Genomic DNA, 16,618 nt, shown 5'->3' on the forward strand with positions numbered 1-16,618 from the left:
GAGCGAGCTAGGAGTCGGCGTTGGGGCGCGCCACTAATGTCGCGATGTGTTGGGCGAGGTCGAGTTCGAATAGATCGTCGAGCACGCGAGCGTACGACAATGCCTGCGCCCCATCTGACGTGGCGCGCTCGCGCACCTTGAGAATCACCGAATGCAACAATTTCGAGACGAGCGTCATCGTCAGGCCGGTCACCAGAAGCTTCTCGCGCTCGGACAGTTCCGGACAACGCGCGAACAATCGCTCGAGTTCCGCAATGCGAATCGTCTCGGCCTTACGCGTGAGCTCGGCGATGATGGGTAACGCGTCGCGCGAGCGATACCAGCGTTCGAAACGTTCGGAAACCTCATCGATAATTTCTTCGACGTCGGGGATCGCGTCCCGGCGCACGACGAGTTTCTCGTCGACCACCGATTTCAAACCGTCGACGTCGACCAATGCGACGTTCGGAATCTCCGCAACCGCCGGATCGACATCGCGCGGCACCGCAACGTCGATGACGAACATCGCTCGGTCGGGCCGGCGTTGCATCGCCGCCATAACGTCGTTGCATTCCAGCACGAACTCCGGCGAGCCCGTAGCCGTGACGACCAAATCGCATTCGGCCAATGCGTCGACCATTTCGGACATGTCGATCGGCCGTGTGCCGCCCAACTCGTCGGCCACGTCCTGCGCCCGCGACATCGTGCGGCTGGCGATCGCGACGCGGCGCGCACCCTCCTGACGCAGACGGCGAACGGCGGCGCGCGCCATGCGACCGGTTCCCAGCACCACGACCGACGCGCCGTTCAACGTTCCCAAGCGCGACTTAGCGAGTTCGACGGCTGCCGTCGCGATCGAGCTGGACTGATCGCCGATACGCGTTTGCGCTCGCGCGGTCTTACCGGCGTTCAGCGCGTCGCGGAACAGACGATGCAGCGATTTGCCCAGCGATTGCGCGCGTTGCGCCTGCACGTACGCGTCTTTGACCTGGCCAAGAATTTCGGCTTCGCCGATCAACATCGAATCGAGGCCCGTGGCGACGCGGAACAGATGGTCGACCGCGTGATGTCCCAACTTGGTGTACAGAAACGACTCGATGTCGTATCCGATGTCGACGTGCCGGAAGCGCGAAAGAAACGACGTGATCTGGCTGACGCCGGCTTCGAAGTCGTCGACCTCGGCGTAAATCTCTAACCGGCCGCACGTCTGCAGCATCGCGGCTTCGCGAACCGCCTCGTAATCGCGCAGGGCGACCAGCGCTTCGCTCATACGGGACGCGGGGAAGGCATGGCTCTCGCGCACTTCGACCGGAGCGGTATGATGCGAGAGTCCAACGCAGACGATCGGCATTACGGGCGACGTTTCTCGAGGGTCATCGTAGAGCTAGAACCCGGGAAAAGGCCGAATCGGCTGCAGCCAAGGTCTGTTCGACGTGGCGGGTCGTGTGGGCGGTCGACAAAAACCCGGCCTCGAACTGTGACGGGGCGATGTAGACGCCTCCGTCCAGCATCTCGGCAAAGTAGCGGGAGAAGGCCTCGGTGTCGGAGCGCATCGCGCTTTCCAGATCGGTGACCGGTCCGTCGGTGAAGAACGCGCAGAACATCGATCCGGCAGCGACGCAGTAATGCGGCACTCCGTATTTGTTCATGATCTCGTGTAAGCCATCGACCAGCAAGTGCGTCAGCACCTCGAGCCGCTCGAACAAGGTCGCATCGTCGCGTACGATCTTCAGCGTTGCGATGCCGGCCGCCATCGCCATCGGATTACCCGACAACGTTCCGGCTTGATATACGGGGCCCGACGGCGAGAGATACGCCATGATGCGCTCGGGGCCACCGAACGCGCCGACCGGCAATCCTCCACCGATCACTTTGCCGAGCGTCGTCAAGTCGGGGATCACACCTTCGCGTCCCTGGACGCCGCCGCGGCCGACGCGGAAACCAGTCATGACTTCATCGAAAATCAACAGGGCACCGTTGGCCGTGCACAACTCGCGAAGGCGTTGCAGAAATCCTGGAGCGGCGAGCACGAGCCCCATGTTGCCGGCGTATGGCTCGACGATGACCGCCGCAATCGCTTGCGGATTCGCATCGAACGCGGCTTCGACGGCATCCGCGTCGTTGAACGGGACGACGATCGTATCGGCTGCGGTGCCTTCCGTGATGCCGGGCGACGTCGGCGTTCCGTGTGTGAGCGCGCCGGAACCGGCGGAAATCAAAAACGAATCGCCGTGGCCGTGATAACAGCCGGCAAACTTGACGATCTTCGGGCGTCGCGTGTAGCCGCGCGCCAAACGCACCGCACTCATCGTCGCTTCGGTGCCGCTCGACACGAAGCGGATGCGTTCGATCGACGGCATCATCGAAACGATCAACTGTCCGAGTTCGGTTTCGGCCTCGGTCGGCGCGCCGAACGACGTCCCTCGCGCCGCCGTCGTCGAAATGGCTTTGACGACCGCCGGATGCGCGTGCCCGAGCAATAACGGTCCCCACGACAAAACGTAGTCGATGTACTCATGTTCGTCGAGATCGTGTAGCGTCGCTCCGGCACCGCTCTTCATGAAGATCGGTGAACCGCCGACGGCCTTGAACGCGCGCACGGGCGAGTTGACGCCGCCGGCGATCACCCGTTTGGCAGCGGCAAATGCGGCAATCGATCGTTCGAACTTCATGCTTTCTCCCCATACTGTTGCGGCATCGGGACGGACCGCACCCCTAAGCCGGTCATTTGTTGCCGCACCGCTCACCCGAGCGCTCGCTGTCGCCGCGCATACTCTTTGGCGAAGTACGTGATGATGACGTCGGCTCCGGCTCGAACGAACGACGACAATACTTCGTCGACGACCCGCGGACCGTCGACGCAACCGTTGGCGATGGCGGCTTGGATCATCGAATATTCGCCGCTCACGTTGTAGACGGCAATCGGTACGTCGAACGTGTCGCGCGCGCGTCGCACGATGTCGAGATACGCCAGCGCCGGCTTGACCATCACGATATCGGCGCCTTCGTCGATATCGAGTGCGATCTCGCGCATCGCCTCGCGCGCGTTCGGCGGATCCATTTGATAACCGCGGCGGTCGGCGAACTGTGGCGCCGAACCGGCCGCTTCACGAAACGGTCCGTAGAACGCCGAAGCGTATTTCGCACTGTATGCCATGATCGCCGTGCCGGTCGCACCGCGATCGTCGAGCGCGCGGCGAATCGCACCGACGCGTCCGTCCATCATGTCGGACGGTGCGATCACGTCGACGCCGGCATCGGCATACGTTAGCGCGGTACGCACCAGCAACTCGACCGTCGCGTCGTTGTCGACGCTGCCGTCGGGCGCGACGATCCCGCAATGCCCGTGATCGGTGTATTCGCAGTTGCACAAGTCGGCGCAAACCAGCACATCGTCGAATGCGGACTTGATGGCGCGCGTCGCCTGCTGCACCACGCCTTGCGGATTGTAGTTGCTCGACGCAATCGCATCTTTATGAGACGGAATTCCGAACAATAAAACCGTGTGAATGCCGAGCTCGCGCAATTCCGCCACTTCGGCCACCGCGCCATCGATCGTTAGGCGCGATACGCCCGGCATCGCGGCGACCGGACCGGCATCCTCGGCTCGCTCAACAACGAACAGCGGCGCGATCAACTGGTCGACGTGTACGCGATGTTCGCGCACCAGCGCGCGAACGGTTTCATCGCGGCGCAACCTGCGCAAACGTACGGTTGGGGCTCGTTCGGACGTGGTGGGACGTGTCATGGGCTAGATAAGCCTTCGGCACGCGGCCTCGATTCGTCTCGTCGCTCGTCCGCTCGTAGCGCTGCCGCGAGCGCCTCGCCGAGCGCTTCAGCCTCCACCGCGTTGGCTACGGGCGCGGAGCGATCCGCACGGGCCGGCGGCGCGCCCTCTGCGATGCCGCGCACGTTGCAGCGAGCGTTCGCCCGCTCGGCATAGATCCCGAGCGCAGCGCTACAGCCGGCCATCATCGCGCGTAACGCAGCCCGCTCGGTAAGAATGCTCAGCTCCGTCTCGGTGTCGTTGACGGCTTCACGAACTTGGGCGGCGATCCAATCCTCGCCGGCCCGGGTTTCGACGGCGAGCGCGCCTTGCCCGACGGCCGGCACGACGTCCTCGACCGAAAATGGAACGACGTACCGAGCGCCGGTACGGAGACGCCGCAGTCCGGCGGCGGCGAGAACGATCGCATCGTATTCGTCCGCGACGAGCTTTCGTAAGCGCGTGTCGACGTTGCCGCGGATGCTGCGATACTCGAGATCGGGACGCATGAGACGCAATTGAAAGGTGCGCCGCGGACTCGACGTGCCGACGATCGCGCCGGCCGGCAGGTCTGCAAATGTGGAATAGCGCTCGCTGCAATACGCGTCGCGCGCATCCTCGCGTGCGGAGATCGCCGCAATTTGCATATCGACTGCGAGCGTGCCCGGCAAGTCCTTGCAAGAGTGAACGGCATAGTCGGCGCGCCGGTCGCGCAACGCGGCTTCGAGCTCGCCGACGAACACGTTAACGCTGCCGATTTGTTCGATCGGGCGATCGCGCTCGCGGTCTCCGGTTGTGGTTATTGGCAGAATCGTCGTGACGATGCCGTGCTCGGCCAACCGCGCGGCAACCAGCCTCGTCTGCACCATCGCAAGCGCGCTCGATCGTGACGCGCAGACGAGCCGTGCGGTGGCGGATACTTCCCTAGGGTTTATATCCGCTCACTTGCGCTTCCGACACCGCCGACGCTTTGTTATTGCCGAGCGACGTCCGGATGAACGTGATCACGTCGGCGATGTCTTTGTTGGAGAGCGTGCCCTTCCACGCGGGCATCTGTCCGTTGTAGGTCGTTCCGTTCACCGAGATCGAACCGTGTAAACCGCCCAGTAGGATGCCGACCACCTTACCGGGGTCGCCGGTAACGACCGGGTTGTTTGCGAGCGGCGGGAACGAGCCGGGGACGCCTTGGCCTTGTGCGCCGTGGCACGAAGAGCAGTTTGTCGAAAAGACTTTCGCACCGCTGGCAGCTTGCGCAGTCGACGCCGATCCGCCGGTTGGGGCGCTGCCGTTCGAGGAACCGGACTCGGTGCTCACGGGAGCGCCTCCGGCGCTGGTGGTATCCGACGTCATCGACAAGATTTGTGCTTGGCTCATCGACGGTGGAGCTGCGGCCTGTTTCGCCATGGTCTGAAGTTGCGCGAAAATGGATAGTCCGACGATCGCGATGATCATAATCGTCGTTCCCCACAAGATGCCCGCGCGCGAGGAGAAGCTGCGCACGGTGCTTCGGTCGATCCACGGAATGGCCAGGACGACGATTAAGAAGATCGTCGGTACGATGACCGTCGCGATGAGTTCCATCGGCAACGGAAACGGTCCGATGCTTAAGGACGCCGGCACGATTCCGAGTAAGCCGAACAACGACAAGAAATACCAAGCCGGATAGGGCACGAACTGCGAGTTGGTCGGATCGGCTTTTTGATCGAGGAACGGCGGCACCAGTAACGCCAGCGCTACGATGATCAAAAACACGATGAACGAAGCGAACGCGTCCATGAACATCTGATCGGGCCAGAAGCGGCCGGGCTTCATTCCGCGACGATCGTCGGCGACCGGGCCGGCCGAACCGTTGTGACGGAAGATTGCCAGATGCGCGCCGACGAGTCCGAGAAGTGCGGCGGGCATGAGCCACACGTGCAAGCCGAAGAATCGGTTGATAGTGGCGGTGCCGATGGTTCCCCCGCCCTGCGCGATGTTCTGCAGAATCGGACCGGCGACCGGCGGCAGGCCGGCGATATTCAACGAGACTTGCGACGCGAAGTACGCGTCCATATCCCACGGCAGCAAATATCCGGTCAGACCCAAGACGAGCGTGACGAGTAGCAATAGTACGCCGACGATCCACTGCAGTTCGCGCGGCGACTTATATGCGCCCCAAATCAACACTTGCAGCAAGTGCAAAAACACGAGCGCGATCATTGCCGACGCACCCCAATAGTGCACCGAGATGATGAAGTGCGTGAACGGATTTAAATAAATTGCGCGCGTGGATTCCCACGCCGTCTCGGCCGACGGAGCATAGAAGAACGTCAAGAAAATACCCGTGACGATCTGCACGATCATCGCGAACAGCGTCGCGCTGCCGAAAACGTACCAATAACTCGCGCCGCCCGGAACGTCCTCGGTGAGGAATTCCTGCGTCATCGAGATAAAGCCGGTGCGTTTTTCGATCCAATTGAGCATCGGTATTAACTCCTGGCCGTTACGCTTGGTACGAGATGATGACGCGATCGGGTACGTTCGGCTTGAACTGAATCCAGGTCACTTGGGCCGCCCCGCTCTGCTCGCGGAACGGCAGGGGGTCGAGTCCGCGCGGTGCCGGTCCGGCTTCGTGCGTTCCATCGAAGTTGTACTGCGAACCGTGGCACGGGCACAGGAAGCGATTCGCTTCCGCGCTCCAGTTGAAGCGGCATCCGAGGTGCGGGCAAATCGGGCTAAAGATAACGAAGCCGAGATTGACGGCCGGATAGTCGACGTTGCCGCCCTTCACTTGATAGATGTCCGGTCGTGCCGCTTGAAACTTGGCGGCGTCGATCTTGATGCCCCACACGTATTCGTCGGCGGCCTGCTCCGGCAGATATCCGTCTTTGTATTTCAGGGTGAAGGTCATCTTGACGGGTTTCGATGTCGCGTCCGAGAGCTGGTCGATTTCCGACTTGGTCAGCCCCGACCAACTGCCTTTGTCGCCGCTTCCCACTGGGATCAGCGAACCGATCAGCGGTACGGCCAGCACCACGCCGATGATTCCGCTGATCGTCATGGTGGCGTTGGCCATGAACGTCCGCCGGGATATCTCGTCGCCGGTTTCTGGTTCTTCGTACGCGCGATGCATGGACAAATCGAGTTCTCCTAATAGGCGTGACCGCTTCTGGGCCATCTTCCCGGCATTGTAAGCCCGCCCTCTAGAAGAAGCAAAGGACGAAACTCGGGAGCGAGGTGCGCCGGGCTAGACTTTGTAGCTATGCAGGCCCGAAATCCAGATGTTAACGCCTAAGTAGCAGAAGACGATCGAGACAAAACCGAGCACGCTCACCCAGTTGGTGCGAACGCCGCGCCAGGCATGGCGCGTATGCAAATGCATGTACGCCAAATAGATGATCCACGAAAACAGCGCGGCCGTTTCCTTCGGATCCCATTGCCAGTACGCGCCCCACGCCTCTTTGGCCCACATCGCGCCGGTGATGATGCCGATCGAAATGAGCGGCAATCCGATCGCAACGGCGCGATAGACGACGACGTCGAGCTGCGGGAGCGTCGGAAGCGACATAAACCAGGTAGCGACCGTGCTGCCGTTGGCGGCGGCGGCTTCGAGCGCGGGCGTGTCGCGGCGCATCGATAGCGCGGGCGACGCACCGGCTGGAAAGGTCGTGCCGGTTGAGGTGGCCAGCGCCGGCGAAGGCCCGCGTTCGAACGCACGCTCGGCGTAAAACTTCACCAGGTAGATGCCGGAAAAGACGAATGCGACTAAAAACGCAGCATAGGATGACACGACGATCGGCACGTGGATTTTTGCCCAATACGATTGCAGCGATGGTACCGCCGGCATCGTTCCCTCGTTCCACGTGACGCCGTAGGCCAGAAAAATTGCCGCCAGCGCAAGCACAAATCCGCCGGCAAACCACAGCTTGTAGCGGATCGCGAAGCCGATAAAAATCGCGACGGCCATCGCAGCAAACAGCGAAAGCGAGCCGTAGAGGTTGAGCAGCGGCCAGACGCCGGTGGTTTCGAATCGGACCGCCAGCTGGGCGAACTGGGCGGCACAGCCCAATACCGCCAACGGGACGCCGAACAGTCGCAGCCACTCCTCGCGCGAAAAGAAATAGACCAGCAGCGCCAACGCCGCGAGCACGTACGAGCCGAGAGCCGTTACCATCAGCACTTCGTCGAGCGGCATTTTCATATCAGCATCATCCTGGGTTCAACGCTAGCACGAGTTTCTGAAACTCTTGTTCGAAAACGTCGTACCCCTTGACCGTTGTCGCCGCGACGCCGACGCGCGACCTCTGCGGGCCGTCCGGATCGACCCGGACGAATAAGCGCGCGGGCAGCACGTAGAACGAAACGATGAGGCCGATGAGCAGCACGATCGCGCCGATGCCGACCAGCGGTACGCCCGGGTCGTACCGATATTGAAAGCCACTGTAGAGCGTGTAGCGCTGCGGCGTCACGCGCCAGCCGCCGCCGATATCGATCCACGTGCGCAGCGGAACCGCGGCTTCACCGACGGGTTGGCCGTCGATCACGGCTTGCAGAATCGCCGCCGGATTGTTGACGCGCGGGTCGGCGGCGGGTAATCCGGTACGGCGGTCGACCGTCGGCACGAAGCGTTCGTAGATCAGCGTCCGGCCATCGGGGAATTGGATCGAGTCACCCTCCAGCAAGGTCCGGCTGGAGCGATCGACGTCCGGACGACCGTTGTGCGTTATGTTGAAGCGCACGCCGAAGCCGTAACTCGCTTGGTAATACAGCGTCTTGTCGATGTCGACCGGATGGTTGACGCGAACCGTCAGCGCTTGCGACCGGCCGTCGTTGCCGACTGCGGTTACGTGCGAAACGTAATCGACCGGCTGATACACCATTCCGCTCTTGGTTAGAATTGGTTGGATTTTGTAAGCGAAGTCGTCGAGCCGCAGCACCGCGCCCGTCTGCGGAATGCGTACCGACTGCCCGGTTAGCACTGCGGTTTCGCCGGAAAATCCACGAGCCCAATAGAGCGTCGTGCCGGCCGCGATGATCACGAACCCTAGATGCGCGATCAACACGCCGCGACGCGCCCAATTGTTTTTGTCCGCGAACGTCCACTCGACGCCGCCGAAGGCTTTCTCTCGAATCGTCCAGCCCCGTTTGCGCAGCGTCGCAGCGACGCGGTCGCGTACCGCGGCTTCGTCGCCATCGGCATCGAAGGTCGCATGCAATGGAATCTTCTCGACTGCGACCGGATGCAACCGCGGTAACCGAGCCGGAATGACGCGTTTGAACGTGCACACGGTGAGCGAGATCAAGATCAGTGCGACGATGCCCACGTACCACGCCGAATGGTAGATGTTATCGAAGCCGAGGCGCACGATGGCGCGCGCCAATGGCGCGTCGTACGATGCAACGTAGGTCGAAAAATCTTTGTCCTGATCGACGACGACGCCGATCAGCGTCAGCAGTCCCCATACCAAGAATAAGCTAACGGCGAACAGCACGTTGCCGAACGTGTTGACGAAATCGGAATACGCGCGAACGAATCCCGCGCGCTCGAGTGCGGCTACTCCCCCTTGCGCCACGTGCGCCCGAGAAGCAGAATGATCCAGATCGATATCTCGTACAGCACGTACATCGGCACGGCCAGCATCGCCATGGTCAACGGATTACCGTCGGGCGCTGCGACTCCGCCCGCAACGAAGAAACCAAACAATGCGTGACGGCGGTAACGTTTGAGCGCGGGCGCATCGACGATTCCAAGACGGGCGAGACCGACGAGAATGATCGGCGTTTGGAATACGATCGCGAACAGCGCGAGCAGAATGATGACGAAATTGAGCGTGGTCGTGATGCCGAAGGTCGGAGTCGCCACCTCGCTGGTGATGTTCAGAAGTGCCGCTACGACGCGCGGGATGACGACGAAGTGCGCGAACGCCAGTCCGGTCAACGCCAACAGAAACGATGGTATGACGAATGCGTAGACCATTCGCCGGGTGCGCGGCGCGATCGCCGGAACCACGAACAGCCACAACTGCTGTATCAATACCGGCAATCCGAACACCACACCGCCGACGATCGACAGCTTGAACTCGGTGAAAATCACGTCCGCCGGCCCGAATGCGTGCAGCGCGATGCCGTGAAAATATTCGTTCATCATCCATTTGATGATGAACTGCGACGGCCAAAAGAGCAGAACTGCAATCCCGCCGACGGTCGCCAGCGAGATCAAAATACGGCGACGGAGCTCCCTCAGGTGCTCCGTAAACGGCATCTCCTTTTGGTCCCACGGATCCTCAGAGGGCGCGGGAGATTGCCGCTGCAGCAGCATCGACGAATTCCTAGGAGCTCAGCGTTCCCTTACCGGGTGTCGGCGGCGGGACGGCTTCGCCGGTCATCGAGCCTGCCTCGACGTTGTTCATGATGTCGGAATGTTGTTCTGCCACACGGCGGCGCGCTTCTTCTCGGGCGCGCGTCGTCGCCTCGTCGGCCTCCATTTGACCCATCACAAACTCTTTTTTTGCTTGTCCGGCGCTACGCGCCAGTTTCGGCAGCTTGTCCGCGCCGAAGAGCAAAGCGCCGACGACCAAGATGCCGATGATGATCGGTGCGTCGATAAAGGCTAGTTGGACGTGCATGCTCATGAGGTTCTCCCTTATCCATTCGATTCGCCGGGTGCGCCGGACAGCGCATCGGCAAGTTTCGACAGTTCGTGTTTCGCCGGGCTCGCTGCAATCGGCTCCAGCGCGGCCCGGGCTTTCTCTACGTACCCGGCGATTCGGCGGCGCGTCGCGTCGATGCCGAATTCTCTAATGCCGGCTACGATCGCCGGAATCGCGTCCGGGCTGTCCCCCTCGTAGAAACGCCGCACTACGGCTCGAAAGTCGCCGCCGCTACGCGCCAGCGCGTCAATTAATGGAATCGTTACCTTTCGTTCGGCTAGGTCGTTTCCGACCGGCTTGCCCAGCGAGCGTTCGTCGGCGGTCATATCCAGAACGTCGTCACGCATCTGAAACGCGATGCCGAGATATTCGCCGAAGGCGTGTAGCGCCGTCGTTTGTTCGTCGGACGCTCCAACGGTCACCGCGCCGCACTGTGCCGACGCCGCGAACAGCGAGGCCGTTTTCTTGCGAGCGATTTCGACGTACTCGTTGGATGTGAGACTGAGATTGCCGAGCGCCTGTAGCTGTAACACTTCGCCGTCGCAAATATCCGCCAGCGTGGCCGACAGTACGTGCGGGATCGGGTGCGGATAACCGGCCGTGACGTTCTTGAAAATCCAGGCGAACAGATAATCGCCGGCGAGTACGCTCACGCGATTGCCGTAATCGACCGCGGTGGCGTTGACGCCGCGACGGGTGCTCGCGTTGTCGACCACATCGTCGTGTACTAACGTGGCGACGTGGATCAGCTCCATGTACGCCGCTAACGAAAGATGTTCGGCCGGACGTCCGCCGCAGGCAGCCGCCGCGAGCAGCGTGATCCGCGGGCGGATGCGTTTTCCGCCGGCCGCCAGCATGCGTTTGACGGCTTCGGTAACGATGGCGTTGTCGGTCGAGAATCGCGAGGCGAAGAAATGCTCGACCAGGCCGCGCAGATCGTCGTTGTCGTTGGCGTCGAGCGCCGGAGAAAAGAGGGCGTCGCTCACGGTTTGATTCCGTGGTGGATCGCGATCGTACCACCCATCAACGGAACGAAGCCTGCGCTCGCGAACCCGGCGGCCGCGAAGCGGTCGCGTAACTGCCTTGCATTCGGATGATGCGTCAAGGAGTTCGGCAGATAGGCGTACGCTTGGCGCGAGCCGCCCACCAGACCGCCGACGATCGGAACGATGCCGTAGAAGTACGCGTCGAACGCACGCTTCATAAGAGGATTGGGCGCTTTACTCACGTCGAGATTCACGAATCGCGCGCCGGGCCGCAGCACGCGCAGTACCTCGTGTAGCACGCGATCCACGTCCTCGACGTTGCGCAGGCTGAACCCCATGGTGGCCCCGTCGACCGACGCATCCTCGAACGGCAGCGCCATGACGTCGCCTTCGATGAATACGGCGTTCGAGCGAACCGTCGCCGCGCGCTCCCGGGCCCGGTCTAACATCGGCTCGCAAAAATCTACGCCCGTTACCGCCAGCGTGGCGTCGTGCTTCAATAAATTGAAGACGAGGTCGCCGGTGCCGCAGCACAAGTCGGCGATGCGATCGTGCGGCCGCGGGGCGAGTACGGCAATGGCACGCCGGCGCCAGCGCTCGTCGAGTCCGGCGGTCAGCACTCGGTTCGTGGTGTCATAGCGGGGAGCAATACGGGCAAACATCGCTCGTACGAATGCTCCCTTGTCGCCGTTTGCGCGCTCGATCTGGCTCGAAGTCATGGGTCTCCGGCTGCTTTCCGGCGGGCGAGGCCCTCTCCTGGGCTAGCGGTGCCGCGGCAAGGTGGGATCGAGGTTCGTCATGGTGCGACTAAGTTCGGGCTCGGCCGCCCTCGCGTCGGTCGGCAAGGGCCGCGATATCGCGATGATCGCCTACACATTGCGGTCGCGGCCCTTGCTGCATGCGCTCGAAGACGCCGCCCGGCGAGGTGCGCGGGTTGCGGTACGCCTCGAAGGCGCACCCTATGGGGATCCCGACGGTTCGTTCGCTACCTATAACCATCGCCTAGCGATCGAGCTGCGCCGTAGCGGGGCGTCGGTTCGTTTAAATCAGCCGGCGGCCGGCGACGCCCCGCTGCACGCCAAAGCGCTGGCGGTCGACGGCGAGTTGTTTCTCGACGACCGGAACTGGGCGCGCGATGACGTGATCGTACGCGACGACGATGCGGCCGACTCGGCAGCTGTCCGAAACGCGGCGGCCGGCCGGGTGCCCTCGGACCGGACGGGATTCGCGCTGCACAAACGGCCGGCGCTGCAGTTGGAGGCTCGCATGTTGGAACGCGCTCGAGCCGGCGATCGCGTGAGGGTCGAAACGGAAACGTTCGGTAGTTCGAACGCCGTTTGCCGCGCGCTGGACGATCTCGGCAAACGCGGCCTGCATCCGCAGTTGCTCGTGGAACGCCGGCCGCTGGCTTCGAACGCCCGCGAGCGCGCGACGCTACAGCGCCTCACAAAGGACGGCGTCGAAGTGCGCACCACCACCGATACCGAGAAGTTTGCGATGTGCGGACGTGAAGCGTGGATCGGATCGGCCAACGCGTCGCCGGCCTTCGGAACGCCGGACGAGATCGACTGGGGTACATGCACCCGGAACGGCGCGATTGTGAGCGCGGTGGCCGAGCGACTCGAAACGCGCTGGCTCGATGCCCGTGCCCTGGAGCCGTCCGGCGCGCGTTAAATGGAAAACAACGCAGCGGCGTTGCGGCCGGTAATCTCCTCGACCTCGGCGATATCGATGCCGAAGAGTTCCGACAGCGTGCGCGCGACGTACGGCACGAACGCCGGTTCGTTACGTTTTCCGCGCATCGGCACCGGTGCCAGATACGGTGCATCGGTCTCGAGCACGACCGCGTCGAGTCCGACGCGTACCACTGCATCCCGCAACGGCTGCGCGTTCTTAAACGTCAAGACGCCCCCGATTCCGAGTTTTACATCGAACTCGCGCACCAGCATTTCGGCCTGCTCGGCATCGCCCGTGAAACAATGCACGACGCCGCGAAGACCCGGAAATTCATCGCGTAGCACGCCGAGAAAATCGTCGAACGCGTCGCGTTGATGAAAGATGAGCGGCAGTTTCCGCTCGCGCGCGAGCCCGATCTGCTCGCGCAGCACGCGAATCTGATCCTCGCGCGGACTGTGGTTGTAATAGTAATCGAGTCCGGTTTCGCCGATGGCGACGACGCGTTCGTCACGCGCGAACTCGTTCAAGGTTTGCAAATAGTCGGCTGCTACATCCTCGGCTTCGTGCGGATGCACGCCGGCGCTGGCGAAAAGATCGTACTCACGCGCGGTTGCGAGCGCGCGCCGGCTGTCTTCGACATCGCAACCTACCGTGATCATGCGGTCGACGCCGAGTTCTCTCGCGTGCGCGATTGCAACCGCGCGATCGTCGTCGAAGCGCTTGTCGTGCAGATGACAATGCGTGTCGATCATCTGTCGGACAGTTCTTCGGGTTTGCTCGTGTCGATGCGCGGAAAGAGTGGCGCACCCCCCGAAACGCGGGCTCCGCCGGTCGATCCCCAAGCGCCCAGCGACGACCAATCGCCGTCGATCCGTCCGGTCGCGCCCAGGCGTTGCCACATCTCCTTGGACTTGGATGGCATGAACGGATGCAACAGCATCGCCAGACGCCGCAAGCCTTCCCACAAGTCGAACAGCAACGCGTCCAGCTCCTCGTTCCGGCCCTCTTTAAACATCAGCCAAGGTTTGCCGTCGTCGACCGATCGGTTCAATGCGGTAACCAATTCCCACGCGGATTCAAGTGCTTCGCGGAAGCGCAAGTCCAGGACGTGCGTTGCGAAGCTCGCCGGGAGCGCGGCGAAGCGTTCTTGCAACGGATTCACAACGTCCGGCCGCGCCGGCACCACGCTATCGCGATATTTTTGCAGCATCGATGCAGTGCGATGCAGCAGGTTTCCAAGGTCGTTCCCGAGATCGCTGTTGTGGCGTTGCGCGATCTTGTCTTCCGAATATGAAAAATCGCTGCCGAAGGGCGCTTCGCGCAATAAGAAGTAGCGCAGCGAATCGGCGCCAAACGTCTCGACCAATGCGAACGGATCCACCGCATTGCCCAGGCTTTTGCCCATCTTTTGACCGTCTACCGTGATCCAGCCATGGGCGAATACGAGATCGGGCGCCACCTCGCCGATCGACCACAGCAACGCCGGCCAGATCAAGGTGTGAAAGCGCGCGATTTCTTTTCCGACCAGTTGCACCGACGCCGGCCAGTAGGTGGAGAACATCGTTTCATCGGTCGACCATCCGATGGCCGAAATGTAGTTGAGCAATGCGTCGAACCAGACGTAGATCACTCCGTCGTCGCCGCCGCCCGGAACGGGAATCCCCCAAGCTAAATTCTTGCGCGTGATCGACAGATCGTCGAGGCCCTCTTCGAGCAGCGCCATCATCTCGTTGTAGACGCTGCGCGGACGCACCCAATCCGGATGATCGCGGAAGTGCGCTAGCAGGCGGTCGCGGTAATTCGAAAGTCGAAAAAACCAATCTTCTTCGGAAATCCGCGTGACTTCGCGGCCGCACGTGGGGCAACGCCCGTCGCGCAACTTCGATTCAGGCCAAAATGTCTCGTCTGAGACGCAATACCAGCCTTCATACGTCCCGAGGTAGACATCGCCGTTGGCGCGCATGCGTTCGAACACGGCTTGTACGACCCGTTCGTGACGCGGTTGGGTGGTGCGAATAAAATCGTCGTACTCAACGTCGTACGCGGCGAACAGCGCCTGCCAGCGCGGCACCAATTCGTCGCACCATTCTTGCGGCGTTTTGCCGGCTTGGGCAGCGGCATCGGCGACCTTTTGCCCGTGTTCGTCGGTGCCGGTGAGAAAACGAGCCGGGCCGCGAGTGCGAGCCATCCGCGCTAGCACGTCGGCGACGATCGTCGTGTATGCGTGGCCGATATGCGGATTGCCGCTAATATAATAAATCGGCGTGGTGACGTAAAAGGCGCGGCTCATCGCGCAGGCCTTTCGCCGGTTGCCGCGGCTCCCTTGCCGCGTTTACGTTCCACCACGCGATCGTATACGTCGCCGCGCGTGCCGAGGCCGCGCGCCGCGAGTTCTTTGGCGATGTCGTTGGTACGCTCGCCGGCCGCCAACAGCACATCGATTGCGTCGTCGAGCCGCGCGTGGCCGGCGCCGGATTCATCGTCGATCGCCGGAAACGTGCCGGGCGCCAACGCGAATGCGATCTCGCCTCGGACCGGCTCCGGTAACGCGGCTGCCACTTCGGACGGCGTTCCGAGGACCTGTTGCTCGTGCAGTTTTGTATATTCGCGTACTAAGAACATGCGGGTGACGGGCGCGATGGTATCCAGCGATTCGAGTGTCGCACGGATGCGACGCGGCGACTCGTACCAAATCGACGTGACGCCCGAGCACAGGGCCCGCAAAAAGCCGGCGCTACGGTCGCGCGCCGTTCGAGCCGCAAAACCTTCGAAGGAGAATCGGTCCAGCGGAAAGCCGCTCAATACCGCAACCCCGAGCGCGGCGCTGGGGCCGGGCAACACCTCGACGTCGACGCCCGCTCCGCGCGCTGCGGCGATCAGCTCGGTGCCGGGATCGGAAACGCCGGGCATCCCGGCGTCGGTCGTGAGCGCCACCACGCCGTCCCGCGCGCGCTGCAGGATGCCGTCGGTTACCGAGCGCGCATTTTGTTCGCGATAGCTCCAGCACGGTTTCGCCGGCAGATCTAGCGCCGAGAGCAGTTTACGCGCCACCCGCGTATCTTCGGCGACGATCAGTTCGGCGTCGCGCAACGTATCGAGCGCGCGCAGCGTAATGTCGCGCAAATTGCCGAGCGGCGTCGGAACCACGATTAGCGGCACGCCAACCTCTCTCGCTGAAGGAGCCAAGCGGCGCCGTCCCGCAGTCGCCGGTACGTTGCTCTGCTATGTGTTGAGAGGTGTTTGGTTATGCATGATTCGACCGATTCAATGACCGGAGCCGCGACCGCCGGCCTCGTCGGAATGTTCGGCATGATCGCCGTCATCGGCATCGCGCTCACCATTTTCTTCGTTTGGCTGTTCTGGCGTATCTTCGCGCGCACCGGCCAGAACGGCGCACTCGGTCTACTGTGTTTGATTCCTTCGGTTGGGCCGCTTATCTGTTTACTGATGCTGGCCTTCAGCCGCTGGCCGATCGAAGACGCTATAGCCGCGCACGCCTATGGAACGACGCCGCCGACAAACTATCCCCCGAGCTTCCCGCCAACCGATCCGCCCGGCACGTCGGTGATGCCTAGCTAGCG

At 62.3% G+C, this 16,618-nt stretch carries 17 protein-coding genes; 2 read left to right on the forward strand and 15 right to left on the reverse strand.

All coding sequences use genetic code 11. From position 1 onward, the window contains the following. Positions 1 to 7: 7 nt before the first annotated feature. The 12 genes from hemA to ubiE all read right to left on the reverse strand — a co-directional run bounded on the left by hemA (position 8) and on the right by ubiE (position 12,079). Positions 8 to 1,330: a glutamyl-tRNA reductase gene (gene hemA, locus VGF98_12505; protein HEY1682455.1), complete on the reverse strand. Its 1,323-nt coding sequence runs from the start codon at positions 1,328 to 1,330 to the stop codon at positions 8 to 10. 22 nt (positions 1,331 to 1,352) lie between these two features. Then, positions 1,353 to 2,651, reverse strand: a complete 1,299-nt coding sequence (gene hemL / locus VGF98_12510; protein ID HEY1682456.1) for a glutamate-1-semialdehyde 2,1-aminomutase — start codon at positions 2,649 to 2,651, stop codon at positions 1,353 to 1,355. Between the two features lie 71 nt (positions 2,652 to 2,722). Further along, positions 2,723 to 3,727 (reverse strand): porphobilinogen synthase, encoded by a 1,005-nt coding sequence (gene hemB, locus VGF98_12515; protein HEY1682457.1) that lies wholly within the window; start codon positions 3,725 to 3,727, stop codon positions 2,723 to 2,725. Continuing rightward, positions 3,724 to 4,680 (reverse strand): hydroxymethylbilane synthase, encoded by a 957-nt coding sequence (gene hemC / locus VGF98_12520; GenBank protein ID HEY1682458.1) that lies wholly within the window; start codon positions 4,678 to 4,680, stop codon positions 3,724 to 3,726. The genes hemB and hemC overlap by 4 nt, the downstream gene beginning before the upstream one ends. Beyond that, positions 4,670 to 6,208 carry a cytochrome b N-terminal domain-containing protein gene (locus tag VGF98_12525; GenBank protein HEY1682459.1) on the reverse strand — a complete coding sequence of 513 codons (1,539 nt, stop codon included), beginning with the start codon at positions 6,206 to 6,208 and terminating at the stop codon, positions 4,670 to 4,672. Before VGF98_12525 ends, hemC begins: the two co-directional genes overlap by 11 nt. A 19-nt stretch (positions 6,209 to 6,227) precedes the next feature. Next, positions 6,228 to 6,857, reverse strand: a complete 630-nt coding sequence (locus VGF98_12530) for a ubiquinol-cytochrome c reductase iron-sulfur subunit (GenBank protein ID HEY1682460.1) — start codon at positions 6,855 to 6,857, stop codon at positions 6,228 to 6,230. Positions 6,858 to 6,971: 114 nt separating this feature from the next. Then, positions 6,972 to 7,925: a c-type cytochrome biogenesis protein CcsB gene (gene ccsB, locus VGF98_12535; GenBank protein ID HEY1682461.1), complete on the reverse strand. Its 954-nt coding sequence runs from the start codon at positions 7,923 to 7,925 to the stop codon at positions 6,972 to 6,974. A gap of 7 nt (positions 7,926 to 7,932) precedes the next feature. Beyond that, the gene (locus VGF98_12540; protein HEY1682462.1) at positions 7,933 to 9,297 is read right to left on the reverse strand and encodes a cytochrome c biogenesis protein ResB; all 1,365 of its coding nucleotides are present in this window, start codon (positions 9,295 to 9,297) and stop codon (positions 7,933 to 7,935) included. Next, positions 9,279 to 10,043: a twin-arginine translocase subunit TatC gene (tatC, locus tag VGF98_12545; protein HEY1682463.1), complete on the reverse strand. Its 765-nt coding sequence runs from the start codon at positions 10,041 to 10,043 to the stop codon at positions 9,279 to 9,281. Before tatC ends, VGF98_12540 begins: the two co-directional genes overlap by 19 nt. A gap of 10 nt (positions 10,044 to 10,053) precedes the next feature. Further along, the gene (locus VGF98_12550) at positions 10,054 to 10,350 is read right to left on the reverse strand and encodes a twin-arginine translocase TatA/TatE family subunit (GenBank protein ID HEY1682464.1); all 297 of its coding nucleotides are present in this window, start codon (positions 10,348 to 10,350) and stop codon (positions 10,054 to 10,056) included. A gap of 17 nt (positions 10,351 to 10,367) precedes the next feature. Further along, positions 10,368 to 11,360: a polyprenyl synthetase family protein gene (locus tag VGF98_12555; GenBank protein HEY1682465.1), complete on the reverse strand. Its 993-nt coding sequence runs from the start codon at positions 11,358 to 11,360 to the stop codon at positions 10,368 to 10,370. Continuing rightward, positions 11,357 to 12,079 (reverse strand): bifunctional demethylmenaquinone methyltransferase/2-methoxy-6-polyprenyl-1,4-benzoquinol methylase UbiE, encoded by a 723-nt coding sequence (ubiE, locus tag VGF98_12560; protein HEY1682466.1) that lies wholly within the window; start codon positions 12,077 to 12,079, stop codon positions 11,357 to 11,359. The genes VGF98_12555 and ubiE overlap by 4 nt, the downstream gene beginning before the upstream one ends. 79 nt (positions 12,080 to 12,158) lie before the next feature. Between ubiE and VGF98_12565 the strand changes: the two genes are divergently transcribed. Continuing rightward, positions 12,159 to 13,034 carry a phospholipase D-like domain-containing protein gene (locus VGF98_12565; GenBank protein HEY1682467.1) on the forward strand — a complete coding sequence of 292 codons (876 nt, stop codon included), beginning with the start codon at positions 12,159 to 12,161 and terminating at the stop codon, positions 13,032 to 13,034. On the opposite strand, the gene VGF98_12570 is transcribed toward VGF98_12565, so the two are convergent. Genes VGF98_12570 through rsmI form a run of 3 tightly spaced genes read right to left on the reverse strand, consistent with a single transcriptional unit; the run spans position 13,031 to position 16,196 of the window. Further along, the gene (locus VGF98_12570) at positions 13,031 to 13,789 is read right to left on the reverse strand and encodes a TatD family hydrolase (GenBank protein ID HEY1682468.1); all 759 of its coding nucleotides are present in this window, start codon (positions 13,787 to 13,789) and stop codon (positions 13,031 to 13,033) included. The two genes, VGF98_12565 and VGF98_12570, sit on opposite strands and share 4 nt — an antisense overlap. Then, positions 13,786 to 15,327, reverse strand: a complete 1,542-nt coding sequence (metG, locus tag VGF98_12575; protein HEY1682469.1) for a methionine--tRNA ligase — start codon at positions 15,325 to 15,327, stop codon at positions 13,786 to 13,788. The genes VGF98_12570 and metG overlap by 4 nt, the downstream gene beginning before the upstream one ends. Further along, the gene (rsmI, locus tag VGF98_12580; GenBank protein HEY1682470.1) at positions 15,324 to 16,196 is read right to left on the reverse strand and encodes a 16S rRNA (cytidine(1402)-2'-O)-methyltransferase; all 873 of its coding nucleotides are present in this window, start codon (positions 16,194 to 16,196) and stop codon (positions 15,324 to 15,326) included. The genes metG and rsmI overlap by 4 nt, the downstream gene beginning before the upstream one ends. A gap of 87 nt (positions 16,197 to 16,283) precedes the next feature. On the opposite strand from rsmI, the gene VGF98_12585 reads away from it, so the two are divergent. Continuing rightward, entirely contained in the window at positions 16,284 to 16,616 is a 333-nt protein-coding gene (locus VGF98_12585) for a hypothetical protein (protein ID HEY1682471.1), read from the forward strand. Positions 16,617 to 16,618 lie beyond the last annotated feature (2 nt).

The sequence above is a fragment of the Candidatus Tumulicola sp. genome, from assembly GCA_036490475.1.
GTDB lineage: Bacteria > Vulcanimicrobiota > Vulcanimicrobiia > Vulcanimicrobiales > Vulcanimicrobiaceae > Tumulicola.